At 62.1% G+C, this 23573-nt stretch carries 17 protein-coding genes; 6 read left to right on the top strand and 11 right to left on the bottom strand.

Translation table 11 applies throughout. The features are described 5' to 3' along the window. Nucleotides 1-2 precede the first annotated feature (2 nt). The 6 genes from infB to NLX68_RS18020 all read left to right on the top strand — a co-directional run bounded on the left by infB (nt 3) and on the right by NLX68_RS18020 (nt 7344). Nucleotides 3-2513 carry a translation initiation factor IF-2 gene (gene infB / locus NLX68_RS18045; protein WP_254285104.1) on the top strand — a complete coding sequence of 837 codons (2511 nt, stop codon included), beginning with the start codon at nt 3-5 and terminating at the stop codon, nt 2511-2513. A gap of 121 nt (nt 2514-2634) precedes the next feature. After that, nucleotides 2635-3036, top strand: a complete 402-nt coding sequence (gene rbfA / locus NLX68_RS18040; protein ID WP_254285103.1) for a 30S ribosome-binding factor RbfA — start codon at nt 2635-2637, stop codon at nt 3034-3036. Nucleotides 3037-3039: 3 nt separating this feature from the next. Beyond that, nucleotides 3040-3957: a tRNA pseudouridine(55) synthase TruB gene (truB, locus tag NLX68_RS18035; RefSeq protein WP_254285102.1), complete on the top strand. Its 918-nt coding sequence runs from the start codon at nt 3040-3042 to the stop codon at nt 3955-3957. Between the two features lie 153 nt (nt 3958-4110). After that, entirely contained in the window at nt 4111-4380 is a 270-nt protein-coding gene (rpsO, locus tag NLX68_RS18030; protein WP_010222985.1) for a 30S ribosomal protein S15, read from the top strand. Between the two features lie 250 nt (nt 4381-4630). After that, a complete protein-coding gene (gene pnp / locus NLX68_RS18025) occupies nt 4631-6736 on the top strand; it encodes a polyribonucleotide nucleotidyltransferase (protein ID WP_010222986.1) in 2106 nt (701 codons plus the stop codon). Nucleotides 6737-6993: 257 nt separating this feature from the next. Next, nucleotides 6994-7344, top strand: a complete 351-nt coding sequence (locus NLX68_RS18020) for a BON domain-containing protein (RefSeq protein WP_254285101.1) — start codon at nt 6994-6996, stop codon at nt 7342-7344. A 145-nt stretch (nt 7345-7489) separates the two neighbouring features. Here the strand turns inward: NLX68_RS18020 and NLX68_RS18015 are convergent, their stop codons facing one another. The 11 genes from NLX68_RS18015 to NLX68_RS17965 form a co-directional block, all read right to left on the bottom strand. Next, a complete protein-coding gene (locus NLX68_RS18015) occupies nt 7490-10426 on the bottom strand; it encodes a DUF748 domain-containing protein (protein WP_254285100.1) in 2937 nt (978 codons plus the stop codon). A gap of 91 nt (nt 10427-10517) precedes the next feature. Beyond that, entirely contained in the window at nt 10518-11534 is a 1017-nt protein-coding gene (locus tag NLX68_RS18010; protein ID WP_010222989.1) for a class I SAM-dependent rRNA methyltransferase, read from the bottom strand. Between the two features lie 79 nt (nt 11535-11613). Further along, nucleotides 11614-12792: an acetyl-CoA C-acetyltransferase gene (locus NLX68_RS18005; RefSeq protein WP_254285099.1), complete on the bottom strand. Its 1179-nt coding sequence runs from the start codon at nt 12790-12792 to the stop codon at nt 11614-11616. A 112-nt stretch (nt 12793-12904) separates the two neighbouring features. Next, on the bottom strand, nt 12905-13774 hold the full coding sequence (locus NLX68_RS18000) for an oxygenase MpaB family protein (RefSeq protein ID WP_254285098.1): 870 nt from the start codon (nt 13772-13774) through the stop codon (nt 12905-12907). A gap of 39 nt (nt 13775-13813) precedes the next feature. Continuing rightward, entirely contained in the window at nt 13814-15748 is a 1935-nt protein-coding gene (gene acs, locus NLX68_RS17995; RefSeq protein WP_254285097.1) for an acetate--CoA ligase, read from the bottom strand. Between the two features lie 90 nt (nt 15749-15838). Next, nucleotides 15839-17503, bottom strand: a complete 1665-nt coding sequence (gene pgi / locus NLX68_RS17990; protein WP_254285096.1) for a glucose-6-phosphate isomerase — start codon at nt 17501-17503, stop codon at nt 15839-15841. 124 nt (nt 17504-17627) lie between these two features. Next, entirely contained in the window at nt 17628-18485 is an 858-nt protein-coding gene (gene panC / locus NLX68_RS17985; RefSeq protein WP_254285095.1) for a pantoate--beta-alanine ligase, read from the bottom strand. Beyond that, nucleotides 18482-19282, bottom strand: coding sequence for a 3-methyl-2-oxobutanoate hydroxymethyltransferase (gene panB, locus NLX68_RS17980; protein ID WP_010222996.1), 801 nt, complete (start codon nt 19280-19282; stop codon nt 18482-18484). The genes panC and panB overlap by 4 nt, the downstream gene beginning before the upstream one ends. Nucleotides 19283-19534: 252 nt before the next feature. Continuing rightward, complete coding sequence (gene folK / locus NLX68_RS17975) at nt 19535-20011, bottom strand: 2-amino-4-hydroxy-6-hydroxymethyldihydropteridine diphosphokinase (RefSeq protein ID WP_010222997.1); 477 nt, start codon at nt 20009-20011, stop codon at nt 19535-19537. Between the two features lie 3 nt (nt 20012-20014). Next, nucleotides 20015-21403: a polynucleotide adenylyltransferase PcnB gene (locus NLX68_RS17970; protein WP_254285094.1), complete on the bottom strand. Its 1389-nt coding sequence runs from the start codon at nt 21401-21403 to the stop codon at nt 20015-20017. 708 nt (nt 21404-22111) lie between these two features. Then, nucleotides 22112-23551: a sigma-54 dependent transcriptional regulator gene (locus NLX68_RS17965; RefSeq protein WP_254285093.1), complete on the bottom strand. Its 1440-nt coding sequence runs from the start codon at nt 23549-23551 to the stop codon at nt 22112-22114. Nucleotides 23552-23573: the final 22 nt, after the last annotated feature.

Below are 23573 nucleotides of genomic sequence, written 5' to 3'. Positions count from 1 at the left end.
GCATGACGCAAGTCACGGTGAAAGAATTGGCCCAAGAGGTCGCTGCACCGGTAGAGCGCCTGCTGCAGCAGATGCGTGAGGCAGGTCTGCCGCACACCGACGCCGGTCAGGTAGTGACCGACAATGAGAAGCAGGCATTGCTGGCTCATTTGAAAAGCAGCCACAAGGCAAAAGTGGAAGAGCCGCGCAAGATCACCTTGCAGCGCAAAACCACCAGCACCCTGCGTGTCGCCGGTAGCAAGAGCATCAGCGTAGAAGTACGCAAGAAGAAAGTATTCGTTCAGCGCAGCCCGGAAGAAATCCAGGCCGAGCAGAAGCGCGAGCTGGAAGAGCGCCGTGCAGCGGAAAACGCTGCCCGTGAAAAAGCCGATGCCGAAGCACGTCAGCGTGCCGAGGACGAAGCCCGTCGCCAGCCAGCCGCTGCGAACGCCGCACCGGCTGCTGCCGCTGCTGCCCCGGCTCCGGCTGCAGCACCTGTGATCGACGCCGCCGACGCCGCTCCGGCACCGGTTGCCGAGCGCAAGAAAGACGACGTCCGTCGCAGCGACAAGTCGCGTGACGACGAGCGTCGTGGCGGCGAGCGCCGTAACGAAGCGCCGCGCGTTTCGGTCAAGGTCAAGGAAAAGGAAAAGGCGCCTACCCCGCGTGCCGCTCCGCGTACCACCGACGAAGAAAGCGATGGCTTCCGTCGTGGTGGCCGTGGCAAGGGCAAGCCGAAGAAGCGCAACGCCCATGGCTTCCAGAACCCGACCGGTCCGGTTATCCGCGACGTGCAGATCGGCGAGACCATCACGGTTTCCGACCTGGCCAACCAGATGTCCGTCAAGGGCGCTGAAGTGGTCAAGTTCATGTTCAAACTGGGCACTCCGGTGACCATCAACCAGGTGCTCGACCAGGAGACAGCTCAGCTGATCGCCGAAGAGCTGGGCCACAAGGTCACCCTGGTCAGCGACACCGCCCTGGAAGATTCCCTGGCTGAGTCGTTGAAGTTCGAAGGCGAGACCTTCTCCCGTGCACCAGTCGTGACCGTAATGGGCCACGTTGACCACGGTAAGACCTCGCTGCTCGACTACATCCGTCGTGCCAAGGTTGCTGCTGGCGAAGCCGGTGGTATTACCCAGCACATCGGTGCCTACCACGTGGAAACCGACCGCGGCATGGTCACCTTCCTCGACACCCCTGGTCACGCCGCGTTTACCGCCATGCGTGCCCGTGGTGCCAAGGCGACCGACATCGTGATCCTGGTGGTTGCAGCGGACGACGGCGTGATGCCGCAAACCCGCGAAGCGGTCCAGCACGCCAAGGCTGCCGGTGTTCCGCTGGTCGTTGCGGTGAACAAGATCGACAAGCCGGGTGCTGACCTCGATCGCATCCGTAACGAACTGGCCGTCGAAGGCGTCACTTCCGAGGACTGGGGTGGAGACACGCCGTTCGTCAAGGTGTCGGCGAAGATGGGTACCGGTGTCGACGAACTGCTCGAAGCCGTCCTGCTGCAAGCCGAGATCCTCGAGCTCAAGGCCACTCCATCGGCCCCGGGTCGTGGTGTGGTGGTCGAGTCGCGTCTGGACAAGGGCCGCGGCCCGGTGGCTACCGTGCTGGTTCAGGACGGTACCCTGCGTCAGGGCGACATGGTCCTGTGCGGTTCGAACTACGGCCGTGTACGGGCCATGCTCGACGAAAACGGCAAGACTGTTAAAGAAGCCGGCCCGTCGATCCCGGTCGAGATCCTCGGCCTGGATGGCACCCCGGACGCCGGTGACGAGCTGTCGGTAGTGGCTGACGAGAAGAAAGCCCGTGAAGTTGCCCTGTTCCGTCAAGGCAAGTTCCGCGAGGTCAAACTGGCTCGCGCTCACGCTGGCAAACTCGAGAACATCTTCGAGAACATGGGCCAGGAAGAGAAGAAGACCCTCAACATCGTGCTCAAGTCCGATGTTCGTGGTTCTCTCGAGGCCCTGCAGGGCTCCCTGAGCGGCCTGGGCAACGACGAAGTACAGGTTCGCGTGATCGGCGGCGGTGTCGGTGGTATCACCGAGAGCGACGCCAACCTGGCCCTGGCTTCCAATGCAGTACTGTTCGGCTTCAACGTGCGTGCCGATGCCGGCGCGCGCAAGATCGTCGAGCAGGAAGGTCTGGATATGCGTTACTACAACGTGATCTACGACATCATTGAAGACGTCAAGAAAGCCCTGACCGGTATGCTCGGCAGCGATGTTCGCGAGAACATCCTGGGTATCGCCGAAGTGCGTGACGTGTTCCGTTCGCCGAAGTTCGGCGCCATCGCCGGCTGTATGGTCGTCGAGGGTGTGGTCTACCGCAACCGTCCGATCCGCGTACTGCGCGAGGACGTGGTGATCTTCGAAGGCGAGCTGGAATCGCTGCGTCGCTTCAAGGACGATGCGTCCGAAGTACGTGCCGGCATTGAATGCGGTATCGGCGTCAAGAGCTACAACGACGTCAAGGTCGGCGACAAGATCGAAGTCTTCGAGAAAGTCCAAGTGGCTCGTACGCTCTAAGCCGCGAGCATGGGAACCGCCAATCGCCCGCCCCAGGGCGCCGCTTGGCGGCTCTGAACGCAACGCCCGGTCCGGCTCTAGCCTGGCCGGGCGTTTGCCGCTTTAGTTACAGGTAGCAAAAATGGCAAAAGAATATAGCCGTACCCAACGCATTGGCGATCAGATCCAGCGCGAGCTGGCCCAGTTGATCCGTCGTGAAGTCAAAGACCCGCGTGTCGGCGTGGTCACCATTACCGCTGTGGATGTCAGCCGCGATGTCGGCCATGCCAAGGTGTTCATCACCTCCATGGGCCAGGAAGGCGCGGAAGACATCAAGCAGACCCTCAAGGTGCTCAACGGTGCGGCCAGTTTCCTGCGCGTGCACCTGGGCAAGGAAATGCAACTGCGCAGCGTGCCGCAACTGCATTTCCACTATGACGAAAGCATCAGTCGCGGTGCCCACCTGTCGGCCCTGATCGAGCGCGCCGTCGCCGAAGACAAGCTGCACCAGGCTTCCGACACGCCCCCGGACACCAAGGAGTAAGCGGTGGCTCAGGTCAAGCGTATCCGTCGTAACGTCAGCGGCATCATCCTGCTCGACAAGCCGTTGGGGTTCACCTCCAACGCCGCCCTGCAGAAGGTCCGCTGGCTGCTCAACGCCGAAAAGGCCGGGCACACCGGTAGCCTCGATCCACTGGCCAGCGGCGTGCTGCCACTGTGCTTCGGCGAGGCGACCAAGTTTTCGCAATACCTGCTCGATTCCGACAAGGGCTACGAGACGGTCATGCAACTGGGTCAGACCACCACCACGGGCGACGCCGAAGGTGAAGTGCTGAAAACCCGTGACGTGACCGTTGGTCGCGCCGATATCGAAGCGGTTTTGCCACAATTTCGTGGTCAAATCAGTCAGATACCGCCGATGTACTCGGCCCTCAAGCGTGACGGCCAGCCGCTGTACAAGCTTGCCCGTGCAGGTGAAGTAGTGGAGCGCGAGGCGCGTTCTGTTACTATTAACCGCTTGGAATTGCTCGAGTGCGAAGGCACCCGTGTCCGGTTGTCGGTCGGCTGCAGCAAAGGCACCTACATCCGCACCCTGGTCGAGGATATCGGCGAGGTGCTCGGTTGCGGAGCCTATGTCGCTGAACTGCGCCGTACTCACGCCGGTCCTTTCGAGCTGGCCCAGACCGTGACCCTCGAAGAGCTCGAAGCGGTCCACGCCGAAGGTGGCAACGAAGCGGTCGATCGCTTCCTGATGCCATCGGACAGCGGTCTGCAGGACTGGCCACTGTTGCAGTTCTCCGAGCACAGTGCGTTCTACTGGCTCAATGGTCAGCCGGTCAGAGCCCCCGACGCGCCGAAGTTCGGCATGGTCCGGGTACAAGATCACAACGGTCGTTTCATCGGTATCGGTGAAGTGAGCGAAGACGGGCGCATCGCGCCACGTCGATTGATTCGGTCAGAATGATCGAAACCTTCAGTGTCAGGTTCAGGCCTGGTACTGGTGGTAAAGAGGATGGCTGTTAATAGGCACGGTCACGCCTCACTTTATGAATACAGGGAGCAGTCCCTGGCCTATTGGAAACCGTTTGTTCGGTTTCCCTTGATTTGGAGAAGCCAGATGGCACTCAGCGTTGAAGAAAAAGCAAAGATCGTTGGCGAATACCAGCAAGCCGCCGGTGACACCGGTAGCCCGGAAGTGCAAGTTGCACTGCTGACCGCCAACATCAACAAGCTGCAAGGCCACTTCAAGGCCAACGGCAAAGACCACCACTCCCGTCGTGGTCTGATCCGCATGGTTAACCAGCGTCGTAAGCTGCTGGACTACCTGAAAGGCAAGGACACCACTCGTTACAGCGCCCTGATCGGTCGTCTGGGTCTGCGTCGCTAATAGCGGCCTGGCCAGTGGTGTGCACGGCGTGCTGCAGTCACCAGGCGGAGCCTTTGGCCCCCGTGCTGGTGAGCACGCCTTGCGTATCTATGAGGTTGGCTGTCTGTCTCGCCTGAGCGGTTTACCGCAAGGGCAGGGCAGGCTCCCAACCTCTAGTTTTATCTGGACTGCCAACAGGGCCGATTCCCTGTGCTGCCCAAGAATTCGCAAGAACCAGTTCCCCCAGAGCCACTGAAAAAGGTAGGAAACCGTGAACCCGGTAATCAAGAAATTCCAGTTCGGTCAATCGACCGTTACCCTCGAGACGGGCCGTATTGCTCGTCAAGCGTCCGGCGCCGTATTGGTCACCGTCGACAACGATGTCACCGTACTGGTGACCGTGGTCGGTGCCAAACAGGCCGATCCAGGCAAAGGCTTCTTCCCCCTGTCCGTTCACTATCAGGAAAAGACCTACGCCGCCGGCAAGATCCCTGGTGGTTTCTTCAAGCGTGAAGGCCGTCCTTCCGAGAAAGAAACCCTGACCTCGCGTCTGATCGACCGTCCGATCCGTCCGCTGTTCCCAGAAGGCTTCATGAACGAAGTGCAGGTTGTCTGCACCGTCGTTTCCACCAGCAAGAAGACCGATCCGGACATCGCTGCGATGATCGGTACCTCGGCTGCCCTGGCCATCTCCGGCATTCCGTTCGAAGGCCCGATCGGCGCCGCCCGCGTAGCTTTCCACGAAAGCACCGGCTACCTGCTGAACCCGACCTACGAGCAACTGGCTGCCTCGAGCCTGGACATGGTCGTTGCCGGTACCTCCGACGCCGTGCTGATGGTTGAATCGGAAGCCAAAGAGCTGACCGAAGACCAGATGCTGGGCGCTGTACTGTTCGCCCACGATGAATTCCAGGCAGTGATCCAGGCCGTCAAAGAGCTGGCCGCCGAAGCTGCCAAGCCGACCTGGGACTGGAAACCAGCCGCTGCCAACACCGAACTGCTGAACGCCATCCGTGGTGAATTCGGTGCTGCGGTTTCCGACGCCTACACCATCACCGTCAAGGCTGACCGTTACGCTCGCCTGGGCGAACTGCGCGAGCAAGTGATCGCCAAGTTCTCCGGTGAAGAAGGTCAACCTTCGGCTTCCGAAGTCAAAGAAATCTTCGGCGAAATCGAATACCGCACCGTTCGCGAAAACATCGTTAACGGCAAGCCGCGTATCGACGGCCGTGACACCAAGACCGTACGTCCGCTGAACATCGAAGTCGGTGTACTGCCAAAGACCCACGGTTCGGCGCTGTTCACCCGTGGCGAAACCCAGGCCCTGGTCGTTGCGACCCTGGGTACTGCCCGTGACGCGCAACTGCTGGACACCCTCGAAGGCGAGAAGAAAGACCCCTTCATGCTGCACTACAACTTCCCGCCGTTCTCGGTGGGCGAGTGTGGTCGCATGGGCGGTGCTGGCCGTCGCGAAATCGGTCACGGCCGTCTGGCCCGTCGTTCGGTTCAGGCCATGCTGCCTGCCGCCGACGTGTTCCCGTACACCATCCGCGTCGTATCGGAAATCACCGAATCCAACGGTTCGAGCTCCATGGCTTCGGTCTGTGGTGCTTCCCTGGCCCTGATGGACGCTGGTGTACCGATGAAGGCACCGGTTGCCGGTATCGCCATGGGTCTGGTTAAAGAAGGCGAGAAATTCGCCGTCCTGACCGACATCCTCGGTGACGAAGACCACCTGGGCGACATGGACTTCAAGGTAGCCGGTACCGCCAAAGGTGTTACCGCGCTGCAGATGGACATCAAGATCAACGGCATCACCGAAGAGATCATGGAAATCGCCCTGGGCCAGGCCCTGGAAGCGCGCCTGAACATCCTCGGCCAGATGAACCAGATCATTGGTCAGTCCCGTAGCGAACTGTCGGAAAACGCTCCGACCATGATCGCCATGAAGATCGACACCGACAAGATCCGTGACGTCATCGGTAAAGGCGGCGCGACCATCCGTGCCATCTGCGAAGAAACCAAGGCTTCGATCGATATCGAAGACGACGGCTCGATCAAGATCTTCGGTGAGACCAAAGACGCTGCTGAAGCTGCTCGTCAGCGTGTTCTGAGCATCACTGCCGAGGCCGAGATCGGCAAGATCTACGTCGGTAAGGTCGAGCGCATCGTCGACTTCGGTGCCTTCGTCAACATCCTGCCTGGCAAGGACGGTCTGGTTCACATCTCCATGCTGAGCGATGCTCGTGTTGAGAAAGTGACCGACATCCTCAAAGAAGGTCAGGAAGTTGAAGTACTGGTACTGGACGTGGACAACCGCGGCCGTATCAAGCTGTCGATCAAGGACGTTGCCGCTGCCAAGGCATCCGGCGTCTAAGAACGTAGCGTAAGAAGAAGGACCCTTCGGGGTCCTTTTTTTATGCCTGTAGGCATTGTCTTGCGGACTTGCATCTTGCATGCAGGATTTTGCCACTGCGTGCAAATTGCACGATTCGGGATTTCAGCTTTATATGTAACCGGCTGATTTATAAGTAAAAAATTAATGGCAATAGCTGGCACAAGCCCTGCAATAGTTCTCATACCCTGCTGCCAGGACTGACGGCGCAGACTTTTCGAAAAACAGGAGTGTCTCGTATGAAGAAGTTCGCTATTGCTGCCGCTACTGCCACCGCCCTGACCCTGACCATGGCTAACGCGGCGTTTGCCCAACAGCCTTCCCAGGCTCCGCTGACCGTTGCTGCCGGTGAAGTGACCAAAGTAAAAGAAGCGACCTCGGACACCTGGATCACCACCAAGGTCAAAGCTGACCTGGTAACCGAGAAAGGCGTCCCGGGCACCGACATCAAGGTCGAAACCAACAAAGGCGTGGTCTCCCTGTCTTCCGATGTGGCCTTGACCGATTCGCAGAAAGAGATGGCGGTCGCCATTGCCAAGAAGATCAAAGGCGTTCAAGCCGTCTCGGCTGATGGCCTGAAAACCAACTGAGTAGTTGCTCCCGACTCGCTGACCCTTGCAGGTTCATGCGAAAGACCAAAAGGACTTGGTCACTCAAAGCCCCGGCACTGGTTGCCGGGGCTTCTTTTTTGGGGGGGATTTGTAGGAGCGGGCTTGCCCCGCGATCGGGATTACTTCACTCCGCGTCCAGGTGCAGCGGCGAAATCACCCGGCCATCCGCCTCGGCCTGGCCCAGGCTGGCGTCTACGAAATACACCCGGTCATCCGCCAATTGGCCCTTGTCCACCAGGTAGTCCTTGATGCTGCTGGCCCGGGCCTGCCCCAGCTGGCGCAGTAGCAGCGGGCTTTCGCCCCACGACTTGAGCACCGCGTCACGCAACTGGGTAGTGCGCTGCTCACGGTCCAGCTGTTCCCATTCGGTCGGTGGCTGCTGCTTCATGCGGGCGCGGTAGATGCCTTCGAGCATCGCCGGTTTGTCGCCATCGGGCACCTTCAGGTCGGAAGCCTGGGCTGGCACCTTGTCACCGCGACGCTGGAGGATCTTGTAGTAAGTACTCTGATACTCACGCTCCAGTCGCTGCTGGGCAATCAGCGGGCCGTCGCTGCTCTGGGCGCTGGTGCCTTCGATTTCCAGGCGCAGGGCAGGGCGTTCCTTGAGCGCCGTCGCCAGCTTGTCCAGGGCGCCTTGCGCATCAGGGCTCAGGTCACTGGAGCCGGCGGCAAAGGCCACGCTACCCAGGTCCTGGGAATCGCCGCCGCTGACCAGCCCACCAATGAACTTGAAGGGCGCCTGGGCCGCACGCAGCACCAGGTTGCGCAGGGTCTGCCAGACAATCGGCATGACGCTGAACTGCGGGTCGTTGAGGTCGCCGCTCACCGGCAGCTCGATGGAGATCTTGCCGTCGGTGTCCTTGAGCAGGGCCACCGCCAGACGAATCGGCAAATCGACCGCGTCCGGGCTGTCGACCTTCTCACCCAGTTGCAGTTGCTCGACCACCACCTTGTTCTCGGCCTGGAGCTTGCCCTGGGTGATCACGTAATGCAGGTCGATGTTCAGCCGCCCTTTGCGGATACGGAAACCGGCGAACTTGCCCGAGTACGGCGTCAACGTGGTCAGCTCGACGCGTTTGAAGCTGGTGGCGATGTCCAGGGCGGCCATCGGGTCGAAGGGGTTCAGTGAGCCTTTGATGGTCACTGGCGCATAGCGATCGACCTTGCCCTTGATATCGACGTTGGCAGGCTTCGGCTGACGGTTGTCGATGGTGCCGATCTGGCCATTGAGCTGCTGGATGGCCGTGGCGAAGTTTGGCGTCAGGCTGAAGTCGGCGAAGTTGGCCGAGCCGTCGTTGATGTCGATTTCACCGATGCGGATACCCAGTGGCTTCTCGGCCGGGGCCTTGGCTTTGCTTGGCGCTTTGGATTGCGCGGTGGCCGGCTGCGGGATCAGCAGGTCATCGACGTTGGTGGTGCGGTCTTCATTGATCATGAAGCGCGCGTAAGGCTGCTTCAGGGTCACCTTGCCAATGGTCAGGGCATCACCGTGGCGGTACGACACACCGTCGAGGTTCAGTTGCTGCCATTTGACGAAGTCGCGGTCCTTGATGGTGTCCAGGGTGTGCAACTGGTTGACCTGGGCCTTGCCGTCGATGCTGAAGGCCAGCGGTGCGGTGCTCTTGAGGTCGACATCGAGGTCGCTGCCGAGCATGCCGCTGCGCAGTTCGAGGCGGATGTAGGGGCTGATATAAGCCTGGGCGACGCGCAGGTCGATGTCCTGGGTGTTGACCTTGAGCTTGGCGGTGACGGGCGCCAGGTTCACCTCACCGGCAGCCTGCAGCTTGCCTTGTTTACCGACGCCGGTATCGAGCTTGAGGGTAAAGGGCGACTGATTGAGGCTGTCGAAATTGTGCAGGTCAAGGTTCAGCGGGCCAACGTCCAGAGCCACCGGCTCTTTCTGCGAGCGGTCGGCCAGGTGCACCTGGTAATTGCGCAGTTGCACGTCCTTGAGCAGTACCTGCCATGGCTTGCTCGGCGCTTCAGCTGCGGCTTTGTCCTTGGCATCCGGCTCGGCGGCAGCGGGTTCGGCTTGCTCTTTTGGCGTGGCTTTGGCCGGCTGGCTGGCGAACAGCTTTTGCCAGTCGAGCTGGCCGTCGGACTCCAGCGCCGCCCAGGTTTCGAGCTTGTCGCTGCGGATCTTGCCGACGGTGACCAGCTGCTTGGCCAGGTCGATCGAGGTTTCGCTGACATCCAGACGCGCCAGGCGCGCCAGCGGACGGCCATCCGGGGCCTTGATGGCAAAGGGCGCGATGCTCACCGAGGCGTTGTCCAGCAGCAGCTCGGTTTCCTTGGACAGATTCAGCTTGTAGTGGGTATCGAGGCTGACCACGCCTTCTTCCAGCACCAGCGGCACGGCATCTCGGACATAGGGCCAGAAGGCTTTCATCTTGCCGTCGGTGACCTTCAGGGTGCCTTCGGAGGCGATCGGTACCAGGCTGAAGTTGCCGGACCAGTCGATGCGCCCGCCTGCCGGGCCATTGGCGACCAGGGTCATCTCGGTACTGTCGTCAGGCAGGGTGCTGAGGTTCTTCAGCTCCAGGTTCATCGAGTCGTAGAGGAACTCGATCGGCTCGCTCGGGCGCAGGTCCTGGAAGTGCAGGTAGCCTTCGCTGAGCTTGATGCTGCCGATCCGCAGCGGGAATGGATCGCTGGCCGGTTCTTCAGGCTTGGGCTCGCTCGCTGGCAGCTTGAACAACTGGGTGAGGTTGAGGCTGCCGTCCTTGGCGAACAGCAGCTCGGTACGCGCCTTGTCCAGTTCGACCCCGTCCAGGTGCAGGGCGCCGCTCCACAGGCTGTCGAGCTGCAGGTTGGCGTACAGGCGTTCGAAACCGACCTGCTCCTTGCCCGGCTCGCCGATCTGCAGGCCCCAGAGGGTCAGTTCGAGGCTGAACGGGTTGAGCTCGATCCGCTGCAGGTGCGCAGGCACCGTAGCGTAATTGGCCAGTTGCTGGTTGACGATACGCAGGGCAACCCCTGGGAGAATCAGAAAGCCTAGCAGGCTGTACAGGGCCACTGCGGCCAGCATGGCGCCGAGGGCGCGTTTCAATCCTTTGGGCATGTGTGGCGTCGTCTGTCTCGAACGGGAGTGGTTGGAGTATGGCACGTAAAATCGGTTCCGAAGATACCCCGAAAATTAACGATTTTTTGTTTCAGAGCTGAAGAATCAAGGTCTTCAATGGGGGCTGACCGTCCTGCGACGGAAAATCGCCGGCGGGTTTGAGCACCTGCCAGTCGCGTACCGGTCGCCCGGCCTTGTCGGCGCAGCGCAGCACTTGCTCGCGCCAGTCGTCGACATTGACCTTGGCCAGGTTGTTACAGCAGATCAGTACGCCGTCCTCGGCGGTGCTCAACAGTGCCGGCTTGAGCAGGCTCTGGTAGTCGCGCAGCAGGTCGACGGTGCCGAAGGCGCTCTTGGCCCAGGCCGGCGGGTCGAGAAACACCAGATCGAACTGGCGTTGTTGCAGGCGTGGGTACGACGGCAGCGTGTGGCCGCGGCGCTGGCTGACCGGCAGGCCGGCGAACTGGCGGATCGCCGGGAAGTAATCGGACTGGATGAAACTCATCGGCAGCAGTTGCGGGTTGAGCGCGCCGTTTTCCTTGCCGACGGCCAGGTTGCCTTCGGCAAAGTCCAGGTTGCACACCTCGCGGGCGCCGCCCGCTGCCGCGCTGAGGCCGACACCGCAGGTATAGGCGAACAGGTTCAGCACGCTTTTGCCGGCACTGTGCTGCTTGACCCAGCCACGGGCATTGCGCAGGTCAAGAAACAGCAGTGGGTCCTGCCCGGCATGGCGACCACGCACCCGGTAGTTCAGGCCCCATTCGTGGCCGACGTGATCGGCCAGCGCGGCCTCGCTGGCCTGGTACACCGGGTCGCGGCGGTCGATGCGGCTGTTGCCCTGGGAGCGGTCGTTGTAGACCAGCAGCAGCTCAAGGCCCAGGTGCGCTTCGACAGCGGCGTGCAGCTCCAGCAAGGCGCTGGTCTCGAGGCTGTGGTGGAAACTCTGCACCAGCAACTGCGGGCCGTAGCGGTCGATGGTCAGGCCGCTGGCGCCTTCCTGGCTGCCATGGAACAGGCGATAGCAGTCGGTGCCCTGGGCATGCAGTTCGGCGAGAAGGCCCAGGCGGGCGTCGAGGGCGGCGCGCAGCGCCTGATTCAAGAGGGACATGCACGTGGCCTTGGTTTGCGGACGTGCAGTTTACCAGTTCAAGCCAGGGGAGGGGCCGTTGCGGCCCCTCCCGCGCTGATCAGCGTTCGATTGCCAGGGCCACGCCCTGACCACCGCCGATGCACAGGGTGGCCAGGCCCTTGCTGACATCACGCTTGATCATTTCGTGCAGCAGGGTTACCAGCACCCGGCAACCCGAGGCGCCGATCGGATGGCCCAGGGCAATGGCGCCGCCATTGACGTTGACCTTGCTGGCGTCCCAGCCCAGCTCCTTGCCTACTGACAGGGCCTGGGCGGCAAAGGCTTCGTTGGCTTCGATCAGGTCCAGGTCCGCCAGGTCCCAGCCGGCCTTTTCCAGGCAGCGGCGGGTGGCGCTGACCGGGCCGATGCCCATGATCGCCGGATCGACCCCGGCATTGGCATAGGCCTTGATGCGCGCCAGGATCGGCAGGCCCAGTTGCTGCGCCTTGGCGGCACTCATCAGCAGCACTGCGGCTGCGCCGTCATTGAGCGACGAGGCATTACCGGCGGTTACCGTGCCGTCTTTCTTGAATGCCGGCTTGAGCTTGCCCAGCGATTCGGCGGTGGTGCCGGCGCGCGGTTGCTCGTCGGTGGCAAACGCAAGCGGATCCCCTTTGCGCTGCGGGATCAGGATCGGGGTGATTTCATCGACGAAGCGCCGGGCTTCGATGGCTGCGGTTGCCTTTTGCTGCGAAGCGGCAGCGAAGGCGTCCTGCTCCTCACGGCTGATGCCGTATTTTTCCACCAGGTTTTCGGCAGTGATGCCCATGTGGTAGTCGTTGAACGCATCCCACAGGCCATCGCTGATCATGCTGTCGATCAGGCTGCTGTGGCCCATGCGCAGGCCGGTACGGGCCCCGGGCATGACGTAGTTGGCCAGGCTCATGTTCTCCTGGCCGCCGGCGATGATTACGTCGGCATCGCCGCAGCGGATCGCCTGGGTTGCCAGGTGCAGGGCCTTGAGGCCCGAGCCGCAGACCTTGTTCAGGGTCATGGCTGGCACCGCGTGAGGCAGGCCGGCCTTGATCGCGGCCTGGCGCGCCGGGTTCTGCCCGGCACCGGCGGTCAGTACCTGGCCGAGGATCACTTCATCGACCAGTTCGCCATCGATGCCGGTCTGGGTCAGCAACTGGCGAATCACCGCAGCGCCCAGGTCGACGGCGGGAATGTTGGCCAGCGCCCCCTGGTAGCTACCGACAGCGGTACGGGTGGCGGCAACGATAACGACATCTTGCATGGTGCGGGTCCTCACTCTTATTGGATTTGGCGTCAGAACGGTTCAGGCCCCAGGGCCTGGCTAGACCTGCATGGTGGCATAGATGGCCGGGCGAGGGCTATTGGCGCACCGTTCAGGCGATACCCATGCGCCGCCGGGCACGATGGGCCGAACCATCGCGCATGGCCCAGCGCAGGACCGGTGCGGTGCTGTTGATGCCCAGGCGGATCAGCCGGCGTTGCAGCGGGTTCTGGCTCAGTTCGAGCATTGCGCTGGCCCAGTCGGGCAGCAGGTCGATCCCGGCACGCAGCATCAGGGTGCCCACCGGTTGGGCCAGGCGGCTAGGCGCCGGTGCGTCGAGCAGTACCTGCACCACTTCATGGCTGCGGGCGTCGCAGATCAGTTGTGGGCGCATGGCCTGCAGGTAGTCGGCAATTTGCTGGCGCGAGCGCGGCACGTTACGGGCGCCCAGGCGTTCGGCGATCAGGGCGATCTCGGCGTAGTAGGCATCCTGTTCGGCGATCGGCAGGTGCGGGTTGCGATAGCGCCTATGGGCGGCCAGGAAGCTGCTGACCTCGGCGACATGCACCCAGGTCAGCAAGTCTGGATCGCTGGCAGCATAAGGCCGGCCATCGGCGGCGCTACCGACCACCTGCAAATGAATGGTGCGCACTTTTTCGATCAGCCAGTTGGCATCTTGAGTCGAGCCGAAGGTGGTGCCGGAGATGAACTGGCTGGTGCGACGCAGGCGGCCAAGCAGGTCCTGGCGAAAGTTGGAGTGATCCCACACGCCGGCCAGCGCCAGCGGGTGCAGCAGTTGCAGGAGCAGGGCACTGATGCCGCCGATCAACATGCTTGGGAAGTCGCCATGCACGCGCCAGCTGAGGCTGCCCGGGCCGAACAGCCCGGGGTCACCCTTGGGGTTTTCCAGGTCAAGTTGGCCCAGGGACAAACCGGTCAGGCTCATCACCTGGGTTTCGATACGGCGGCGAATCGCTTCCATGGCTACCTTGTCTGCAAGGCAGCCAAACAGCGCTGCCGCTTAAATGTTCAGGCGTTTGTCGATCAGGCCCTGGACCACGCTGGGGTCGGCCAGGGTCGACGTGTCGCCGAGGTTGTCGAGCTCGTTGCAGGCGATCTTGCGCAGGATGCGCCGCATGATCTTGCCTGAGCGGGTCTTGGGCAGTGCCGGCGCCCACTGGATCAGCTCGGGTTTGGCGAAGCTGCCGATCTCTTTGCTGACCAGGGCCAGCAGCTCCTGCTTGAGCCTGTCGTCCGGGGTCACGCCATTCATGGGCGTGACAAAGGCATAGATGCCTTGCCCCTTGAGATCGTGAGGGTACCCGACAACGGCGGCTTCGGCGATGCTGTCGTGCAGCACCAGGGCGCTTTCGACCTCCGCGGTGCCGATGCGGTGTCCGGAGACGTTGATCACGTCATCGATGCGCCCGGTGATCCACAGGTCGCCGTCCTCGTCGCGGCGCGCGCCGTCACCGGTGAAGTAGTAACCCGGCAGCGGCTTGAAGTAGGTGTCGATCATTCGCTGCGGGTCGCCGTACACGCTGCGGATCTGCCCTGGCCAGCTGGCCTTGATTGCCAGCAGGCCGCTGCCGGGGCCTTCGATCAGCGTGCCCTTGTCGTCCAGTAACACCGGCTGCACGCCGAACATCGGTTGAGTGGCGCAGCCGGGCTTGACCCGCCGGGTGCCCACCAGCGGGCTGATCATGATGCCGCCGGTTTCGGTCTGCCACCAGGTGTCGACGATGGGGCAGCGTTTTTCGCCGACGGCCTCGAAGTACCATTCCCAGGCTTCCGGGTTGATCGGCTCACCCACGCTGCCGAGCACGCGCAGGCTCTTGCGCGAGGTGCTCGCCAGCGGGCCCTGGCCTTCGCGCATCAGTGCGCGAAGGGCGGTGGGTGCGGTGTAGAAGATGTTCACCTGGTGCTTGTCGACCACCTGCCAGAAGCGCGAGGCATCGGGGTAATTGGGCACGCCTTCGAACATCAGGGTGATCGCGCCGTTGGCCAGGGGGCCGTAAACGATATAGCTGTGGCCCGTCACCCAGCCGACGTCGGCGGTGCACCAGAACACCTCGCCATCGCGATAATCGAACACGCTCCTGAAGGTCAGCGCTGCCTGCAGCAGGTAACCCGCGGTGGTGTGCAGCACGCCCTTGGGCTTGCCGGTACTGCCGGAGGTGTAGAGGATGAACAGCGGGTCTTCGGCGTCCATTGGCTCGGGTGGGCAATCATCACTGACCTGCTTGATTGCGTCGTGGTACCAGAGATCGCGACCTTCACTCCAGGCGATCTCACCGCCGGTACGTTTGATCACCACCACCGTACTGACGTCCGGGCAACTGAGCAGGGCCTTGTCGACGTTGTTCTTCAGCGGCACGGTCTTGCCGCCACGAATGCCTTCATCGGCGGTGATCAGCGTACGGCAATCAGCGTCGAGAATACGGTCGCGCAGGGCATCCGGCGAGAAACCACCGAACACCACCGAGTGGATGGCGCCGATGCGGCTGCAGGCGAGCATGGCGTAGGCCGCCTGCGGAACCATGGGCATGTAGATGCACACCCGGTCGCCTTTTTTCACCCCGCGTTGCTTGAGCACATTGGCCAGGCGGCAGACCTGCCGGTGCAGTTCGCGGTAGGTGATGACGCTGGCATCGGCAGGGTTGTCGCCCTCACGAATGATCGCCGGCTGATCGCCGCGGGTGGCCAGGTGGCGGTCGATGCAGTTGTAGCTGACGTTCAGTTGCGCGCCCTTGAACCAGGCAGCCTGGCCGGTGTTCATGTCGCTCTGCTGGATTTGGCTCCAGGGCTTGATCCAGTCCAGGGCCCTGGCCTGTTCGGTCCAGAAGGCATCGGGGGTGTCGATGGACTGGCGGTACAGGCGCTGGTAATCGGCCTGGCTCAGTTGCGCCGCTTTGCTGACGGCATCGGCTTGGGGAAAGTCGCTGATATCGAACATGGCGGGTCCTGTTCTGACGGATTGTTTTTGTCAGGACAGTGTAGCCGCTACCCCTGGCCGTGTTCGTTCGGCCAGGGGCAGCGCGGGCGATCAACCGCGGTGACGGCTGCGGAAGAAGTTGATCAGGCCCTGGGTCGAGGCGTCTTCGGCAGGCTCTTCGATACCGCCGGTCAGGCGTTGGTAAACGCCCTTGCCCAGCTCCTTGCCCAGCTCCACGCCCCACTGGTCGAAGGCATTGATGCCCCAGATGACGCTCTGCACGAACACCTTGTGTTCATACATCGCCACCAGCGCGCCAAGACGACGCGGGCTGATGCGCTCGACCACCAGGGTATTGCTCGGGCGGTTGCCCGGGATCACCTTGTGTGGCGCCAGCTTCTGGACTTCAGCTTCGGCCATGCCTTTGTCGCGCAACTCGGCTTCGGCTTCGCTGCGGGTCTTGCCCAGCATCAGTGCCTGGCTCTGCGACAGGCAGTTGGCGTACAGCCACTGATGATGGTCGGCGACCGGGTTGAAGCTGACCACCGGGACGATGAAGTCGGCCGGAATCAGCTGGGTGCCCTGGTGCAGCAACTGGTGATAGGCGTGCTGACCGTTACAACCCACGCCACCCCAGATGACCGGGCCGGTGTCGTGGTTGACCGGCGTGCCGTCCTGGCGAACGCTCTTGCCGTTGGATTCCATGTCCAGCTGTTGCAGGTGCTTGGTGATGTTGCGCAGGTAGTGGTCGTACGGCAGGATCGCATGGCTCTGCGCGCCCCAGAAGTTGCCATACCACACGCCGAGCAAGGCCAGCAGCACCGGCATGTTCTGTTCGAACGGCGCGTTCTGGAAGTGCTGGTCCATGGTGTAGGCACCGGACAGCAGTTCCTTGAAGTTGGCCGTGCCAATGGCCAGGGCAATCGGCAGGCCGATGGCCGACCACAGCGAGTAACGCCCGCCTACCCAGTCCCACATCGGGAAGATGTTCTCTTCGCGAATGCCGAAGGCCACGGCGGCAGCCTTGTTGCTGGAGACGGCGATGAAGTGCTTGTACAGCTCGGCTTCCGAGCCACCCTGGGCCAGGTACCAGGCGCGTGCGGCCTGGGCGTTCTTCAGGGTTTCCAGGGTGTTGAACGACTTGGACGAAACAATGAACAGCGTGGTTTCGGCGCGCAGCTTGGCCGACAGCTCATGGAACTCGCTGCCGTCGATGTTTGCCAGGTAATGGCAGCGCACGCCACGCTGGGCGTAAGGCAGCAGGGCTTCGGAGACCAGCTCCGGGCCGAGGAACGAGCCGCCGATGCCGATGTTGACCACGTCGGTGATCGGCTTTTCGCTGTAACCGCGCCACAGGCCATCATGGATGCGGCCAACCAGTTCGGTGACCTGGTTGAGGACCTTGTGCACCTCAGGCATCACGTTGACGCCGTTGACGCTCAACTTGTCGCCCACCGGGCGGCGCAGGGCGGTATGCAGGGCCGGACGGCCTTCGGAGGCGTTGAGGATCTCGCCTGCGAACAGTGCCTTGATCGCCTCTTGCAGGCCTACTTCGTTGGCCAGGTTGACCAGCAGGTCGCGGGTCTGGCCGTTGATCAGGTTTTTCGAATAATCGAGGAACAGCCCGCAGGTGCTCAGGGAAAACTGCTCGAAGCGTTTGGGCTCGGCATTGAATGCGTCGCGCATGCTGAAGTCCTGCATGGCTTCGCGGTGCTGCTGGAGCGCCTGCCAGGCGGGCAGGGCAGTAACATCATGGGGGGTGCGGTAATACGCCATCGCTGCAGGTTTCCTTATTGCGTGGACTGCCTTGGACACTGGAAACAGCGCCTTGTTTGCAGGCTGATGCCAATTATAGGCATGCAACCTGCGTTACAGGGAGAGGCTCCAGCAAGCGACCTGTTTACTTGTCGTCGAGAGTCAGGTGCAGGTTGTCGATCAGGCGGGTGGCACCCAGGACGGCTGCTACCAGGATCACCAGGTCACGGTCTTCCGCCGCTGCCGGGCGCAGGCTCAGGGCCTGGCGAATTTCCAGGTAGTCCGGGCGAAAGCCTGCCGCGGTCAGTTGCTGCTGACCGTTGGCGATCAGCGCCGGATAGTCGCATTCGCCCTGTTCGATAGCCGCGGCCATCTGGCTCAGCACCCGATACAGCGCAGGCGCCGTGGCGCGCTGTTCGTCGCTCAGGTAACCGTTGCGCGAAGACAGCGCCAGGCCGTCTTCGGCGCGCACGGTTGGCTCGCCGATGATCTGGATCGGCATGTTCAGGTCGCGCACCAGCGCACGGATCACCGCCAGTTGCTGGAAGTCTTTCTGGCCAAACACCGCCAGGTCCGGCTGGACCATGTTGAACAGCTTGCTGACCACCGTCGCCACGCCTTCGAAATGGCCTGGGCGGCTGGCACCGCACAGCCCGTCGGACAGTTGCGGGACGCTGACGCGGGTCTGCCCGGCCATGCCGTCGGGGTACATCTCTTCGACGGTCGGGGCGAACAGCAGATGGCAGCCGGCCTGGAGCAGTTTTTCCTGGTCAGCGGCGAGGGTCCGCGGGTACTTGTCGAGGTCCTCGCTGGGGCCGAACTGCAGGGGGTTGACGAAGATGCTGGCGACGACGAAATCGACCCGTTGTGCGGCCTTGGTCACCAGTGCGGCATGGCCGCTGTGCAGGTTGCCCATGGTCGGCACGAAACCGATGCGTTTGCCTTCGCTGCGCGCGCGCGCCACGGCGGCGCGCAGTTCACGGACGGTCTTGACTGTATTCATGCACTGAACCCGTGTTCGCTGCCGGGGAAGCTGACATCCTTGACGGCGGTTACGTAAGCCTTGAGCGCGCCTTGAATATCGCTCTGGCCGGCCATGAAGTTCTTCACGAACTTCGGTACCCGGCCAGTCAGCGACAGACCGAGCATGTCATGCAATACCAGCACCTGGCCGTCGGTGGCGCTGCCGGCACCGATGCCGATGACCGGGATGCTCACCGCCTGGGTAATTTCCGCAGCCAGCTCGGTGGGTACGCATTCGAGCAGCAGCATGGCTGCGCCCGCCTGCTCCAGGGCGATGGCGTCGGCGCGCATTTGCCGTGCCTGGTTTTCCTGGCGGCCCTGAACCTTGTAACCACCGAGGATGTTCACCGTCTGCGGGGTCAGGCCCATATGGGCGCACACCGGTACGCCACGCTCGGCCAGCAGGCGGATGGTTTCCGCCAGCCAGGCGGCGCCTTCGACCTTGACCATGTGCGCGCCGGCCTGCATCAGCGCGCCGCTGTTGGCGAACGCCTGCTCGGTGGTGGCGCAGGCCATGAACGGCAGGTCGGCAAGAATCAACGCACCTTCGTTGCCGCGTTTGACGCAGGCGGTGTGGTAGGCCATCTCGGCATTGGTTACCGGCAAGGTGCTGTCATGGCCCTGCAGGACCATGCCCAGGGAGTCACCCACCAGCAATACTTCCACGCCGGCACGGCTGGCGGCCTGGGCAAAGGTCGCGTCGTAGCAGGTCAGCATGGTTATTTTCTCACCCTTGGCCTTGAGGCTCTGCAGGGTGGTCAGGGTTACTTCTGGCATGAAAAGGAATCCTCGTTCAGGCGCTGTGAAAAACGACTGCGTACAACGCGTGTATTCATCTTCTGGAACAGCACATCATCGATCGTGGTGTTTGAATTACGACCTGTTCCAGGCCTATATACGCCTTTTTGCGGCGCTCGGGGCGCCACGGGACGCCTATAGTCGTGAGCGAGGGGGCTGAAGTCAATTACCCTGTTACCGCATTGTTACTAATGCGCTGTTACGGGCGTTACCGGCTGGGGGAACGCCCGGCTACAGGCGTTCCAGACCGACGAACGGGCAATCTGCCAGTAATTGGGACAGGGGCCGTTGATCGGCCAGGCAGAAGTCTTCAGGGACCAGTTCGGCCAGGGGGTAGAGGACGAACGGTCGTGCCTGCATGTGGTAATGCGGCACTTTCAGGCGCGGCACATCGATGACCTGGTCGCCGTACAGCAGAATGTCCAGGTCGAGGGTGCGTGGGCCCCAGCGTTCCTTGCGTTCGCGGCCCTGATCGGCCTCGATGGCTTGCAGCGCATCGAGCAGGTCCAGCGGTGCAACGGCGGTATCCAGCGCCGCCACGGCGTTGGTGTAGCGCGGCTGGCCCGGTGACAGCGAGTCGCTGCTGTAGAAGGCCGAAACCGCGGCCAGGGCACTGTCACGCAACTGCCCCAGCGCCTCGACGGCGCTGCGCAGTTGCTGTTCGGGATCGGCCAGGTTGCTGCCCAGGCCAATAAAGGCGCGGATCATCTGTTACTCGCCTGCAGCGCTGTCGGCGCGCTTGCGCTTGCTCGGGCTGCGCTTGCGTTTGCGCGGGCCGGCACCGGCACCTTCATCACGGCTGCCCAACTCGCGGATCATGTCGCGGCGCTCGCTGTCGTTGCAGTCCTGATAGTCGGTCCACCATTGGCCCAGGCCGTCGGTTTCTTCACCCGCACTTTCACGCAGCAACAGGAAGTCGTAACCGGCGCGAAAGCGCGGGTTGTCGAGCAACAGGTCGGCACGTTTGCCACTGCGCCGCGGCAGGCGTTCCTGCATGTCCCAGATTTCGCGGATCGGCATGGTGAAACGCTTGGGGATTGCGATGCGCTGGCACTGTTCGGCAATCAGTTCGTGGGCCGCTTCGTTCATGGCCGGAATCGGTGGCATGCCACGGCTCTGCAGGCGCAGGGCACGGCCGGGCAGCGCTGGCCAGAGCATGGCGGCGAACAGGAAGGCCGGGGTTACCGGCTTGCCTTGCTTGACGCGCAGGTCGGTGTTGATCAACGCCTGGCTGATCAGGGTGTGGGTGTAGGTCGGGTGCTCTTCCAGCGCCTCGGCACTGGCTGGGAACAGCGGGTTGAACAGCTCCAGGTCAACGAGCATTTCGAAGGTGTCGGCCGCCTGTCCGGAAAGGAACAGCTTGAGCGACTCTTCGAACAGGCGAGCCGCCGGAATCTCGCGCAGCATTGGCGCCAGCTGGCGAATCGGCTGCACGGTGTGCTTTTCGATGCCGAAGTTGAGCTTGGCGGCGAAGCGCACGGCTCGCAGCATGCGTACCGGGTCTTCCTGGTAGCGCTGGGTCGGGTCGCCGATCAGGCGGATCAGGCGGTTGCGAATGTCGTGCACGCCGTTGGCGTAATCGAGGATGCGCTCGCTGACCGGGTCGTAGTACAGGGCGTTGATGGTGAAGTCGCGGCGTTGCGCGTCTTCTTCCAGGGTGCCATAGACGTTGTCGCGCAGAATCCGCCCACTCTCGTTACGCGACGAGGTGTGGCTGTTCTCTTCTTCGCTTTCCGGGTGGTTGGCGCGGAAGGTGGCGACTTCGATGATTTCACGCCCGAAATGGATGTGAACCAGTTTGAAACGGCGACCGATGATGCGGGCGTTGCGAAATTCGGCGCGGACCTGTTCAGGGGTGGCGCTGGTGGCAACGTCGAAATCCTTGGGGGTGATGCCCAGGAGTTGGTCGCGCACGCAGCCACCGACCAGATAGGCCTGGTAGCCAGCATTTTGCAGGCGCTCGACGATACTCACCGCATGACGACTGAACTGGCCACGTTGCAGCGAATGTTGACCGCTATTGATCACTTCAGGCGTGGTGCGCTTGTGGTGCGTGCCACGTACGGGAGGACGGAACGACTGGAACAGCTTCTTCAGCATGGGATGCACTGTTTGAAGGAATGTTCGGCCAAAAACGAAGAATGGCCGCATGATGGGCGGGGATTCTAGCATTTACTCGGAGGATGGTGTAGGCGGTCGCGTCGGACGACGCACAGGCGGGCTGGGGCGGGCAGAAACTACAAGGGGAGCCGAAGCTCCCCAAGAAGTAGTTGCGTGCTCTTATTGTTTTTTTGCCGGGCTTTTTGTTTTTGTTGAGTGCCCTGCCCACAAAAAAAGCTTGTGGGCGGTCTCCCTAATCGGGATCAAGAGCAAACGGATTGCTTTGGTCGCTGAGGTTGCAATGATCATGCGATCCAACCAGTTCAGGCCCTGCTTGAGTGCAGTTTTTATTGTTCTCTGCCTGGTTGTGGGGCAAGCCCCAAATACAACTCCTCTCCAAAAGAATCAGTTAGCTGCGCCTCCGCCGTCTTGTTCTTATTGTGCGTGAGCCGATTCGTCTTATTTTTATTGTCTTTTGCAGTGCTTGTTATTGTTCTTGTACCAAACATATAGCAGGTGCCGTGCCAACTTTTTCAAAGCCCAGCAAAACAAGGGGTTGGAGCGGTTTTGAGCGGTTCGCAAGGCGAAAAAAAACCGCGGCTTCGTTACCGTAAGCCCCGGTTTTTGTTACGACTTTGTGGTGCGGTAACAGTTTGTCGCAAGGTAGCGGTGTTACCTGTGCCCACCCGCGCACAGCGCTGAAACGGCTCAGCCCTCGCTGGTGGCACCGCTCTTGCGCCGCGGGATGCCCAGGCGCTGGCGCCGTTCCCACAGGCACTTGCGGCTGACCCCAAGCTTGCGCGCAAGCTCGGTCTCGGTCATGTGATCCTGATGCTCAAGGACGAAATGCTGGAAGTAGTCTTCCAGCGACAGGTCTTCTGTCGGCTCGTGGCTGGTGTTGTTGGCACTGCTGCTGGCGCCCGACAGGCCGGCGAACGGCTCGTCGTCTTCGAGATCGCTGAGCTCGATGTCGATACCCAACAGGTCGGCGGAAATCTCCGGGCTCTCGCACAGGATCACTGCGCGCTCCACAGCGTTTTCCAGCTCGCGCACGTTACCTGGCCAAGAGTAATGCCGAATCGCCTGTTCAGCGTCGTGGCCGAAACGCAGGTCGTTACGCCCGACCCGCGCACTTTGGCGGGCGAGGAAGGCGTTGGCGATTTCGTTGACGTCGGCGCCGCGCTCGCGCAGGGCCGGCAGTTTGAGGGCAATGACGTGCAGGCGGTAATAAAGGTCTTCACGGAACTGGCCGACCTTGGCCAGGTTCTTCAGGTCGCGGTGGGTGGCGGCGATCAGGCGCACATCGACTTTTTGTGATTGCACCGAGCCGACCCGACGAATTTCACCTTCCTGCAGGACGCGCAACAGGCGTGCCTGGGCTTCGAGTGGCAGTTCGCCGATCTCGTCGAGAAACAGCGTGCCACCATCGGCGGCTTCGACCAGGCCGGCACGCCCGGCGCTGGCGCCGGTAAAGGCGCCTTTCTCATGGCCGAACAGTTCCGATTCGATCAGGGTCTCTGGAATCGCCGCGCAGTTCACCGAGATCATCGGTGCCTTGGCTCGCCGCGACAGGTTGTGCAGCGCGCGGGCCACCAGCTCTTTACCGGTACCCGACTCGCCCTGGATCAGTACATTGGAGTCTGTTGGCGCGACCTTGCGGATCTTGCCGTACAGGTCTTGCATCGGCGGGCACGAACCGATGATGCCGATCTCGCCATTGGCCGCAGTGCTGGCCGCCGCCTTGTCGCCAGGCGCGGTCTTGCCGTTGCCACGTTCAGTCGCAACGGCCGGCGCGTTCTGCCGGTCACGCAGGATGCGCGCAACGGCCTGGAGCATTTCGTCGTGATCGAATGGCTTGGCGATGTAGTCCACCGCACCCATTTTCATCGAGTCGACGGCAGAACGCAGGCTCGCGTAGCTGGTCATGATCAGTACCGGGGTGCCCTGGCCGAGCTTGATCAGTTCGGTACCGGGCGCGCCTGGCAGGCGCAGGTCGCTGACAATCAGGTCGAAGGTCGCAATGCTGAAGCGTTCCTGGGCCTCCTGCACCGAGCCGGCCTCGCTGACCTGGTACTGGTTACGCTCAAGCAATCGGCGTAGCGCCGAGCGGATGATGGTTTCGTCTTCGACGATCAGAATATGCGGCATTGATTCAATTCTCTCGACGGTC

The sequence above is a fragment of the Pseudomonas sp. SBB6 genome (assembly GCF_024213215.1).
Classification (GTDB): domain Bacteria; phylum Pseudomonadota; class Gammaproteobacteria; order Pseudomonadales; family Pseudomonadaceae; genus Aquipseudomonas; species Aquipseudomonas donghuensis.
Note: the sequence above shows the minus strand (reverse complement) of the source record. Positions and strands in the feature narration are given on the sequence as shown.

What these genes read in the sequence shown, in the direction of transcription:
- acs (WP_254285097.1), bottom strand. Translation starts at nt 15,748, where the DNA reads ATGTTCGATATCAGCGACTTTCCCCAAGCCGATGCCGTCAGCAAAGCG.
- NLX68_RS17970 (WP_254285094.1), bottom strand. Translation starts at nt 21,403, where the DNA reads ATGCTGAAGAAGCTGTTCCAGTCGTTCCGTCCTCCCGTACGTGGCACG.
- panC (WP_254285095.1), bottom strand. Translation starts at nt 18,485, where the DNA reads ATGAATACAGTCAAGACCGTCCGTGAACTGCGCGCCGCCGTGGCGCGC.
- panB (WP_010222996.1), bottom strand. Translation starts at nt 19,282, where the DNA reads ATGCCAGAAGTAACCCTGACCACCCTGCAGAGCCTCAAGGCCAAGGGT.
- NLX68_RS18000 (WP_254285098.1), bottom strand. Translation starts at nt 13,774, where the DNA reads ATGGAAGCGATTCGCCGCCGTATCGAAACCCAGGTGATGAGCCTGACC.
- NLX68_RS18015 (WP_254285100.1), bottom strand. Translation starts at nt 10,426, where the DNA reads ATGCCCAAAGGATTGAAACGCGCCCTCGGCGCCATGCTGGCCGCAGTG.
- rbfA (WP_254285103.1), top strand. Translation starts at nt 2,635, where the DNA reads ATGGCAAAAGAATATAGCCGTACCCAACGCATTGGCGATCAGATCCAG.
- NLX68_RS18020 (WP_254285101.1), top strand. Translation starts at nt 6,994, where the DNA reads ATGAAGAAGTTCGCTATTGCTGCCGCTACTGCCACCGCCCTGACCCTG.
- folK (WP_010222997.1), bottom strand. Translation starts at nt 20,011, where the DNA reads ATGATCCGCGCCTTTATTGGCCTGGGCAGCAACCTGGCCGATCCCGAA.
- rpsO (WP_010222985.1), top strand. Translation starts at nt 4,111, where the DNA reads ATGGCACTCAGCGTTGAAGAAAAAGCAAAGATCGTTGGCGAATACCAG.
- pgi (WP_254285096.1), bottom strand. Translation starts at nt 17,503, where the DNA reads ATGGCGTATTACCGCACCCCCCATGATGTTACTGCCCTGCCCGCCTGG.
- NLX68_RS18010 (WP_010222989.1), bottom strand. Translation starts at nt 11,534, where the DNA reads ATGTCCCTCTTGAATCAGGCGCTGCGCGCCGCCCTCGACGCCCGCCTG.
- infB (WP_254285104.1), top strand. Translation starts at nt 3, where the DNA reads ATGACGCAAGTCACGGTGAAAGAATTGGCCCAAGAGGTCGCTGCACCG.
- NLX68_RS17965 (WP_254285093.1), bottom strand. Translation starts at nt 23,551, where the DNA reads ATGCCGCATATTCTGATCGTCGAAGACGAAACCATCATCCGCTCGGCG.
- NLX68_RS18005 (WP_254285099.1), bottom strand. Translation starts at nt 12,792, where the DNA reads ATGCAAGATGTCGTTATCGTTGCCGCCACCCGTACCGCTGTCGGTAGC.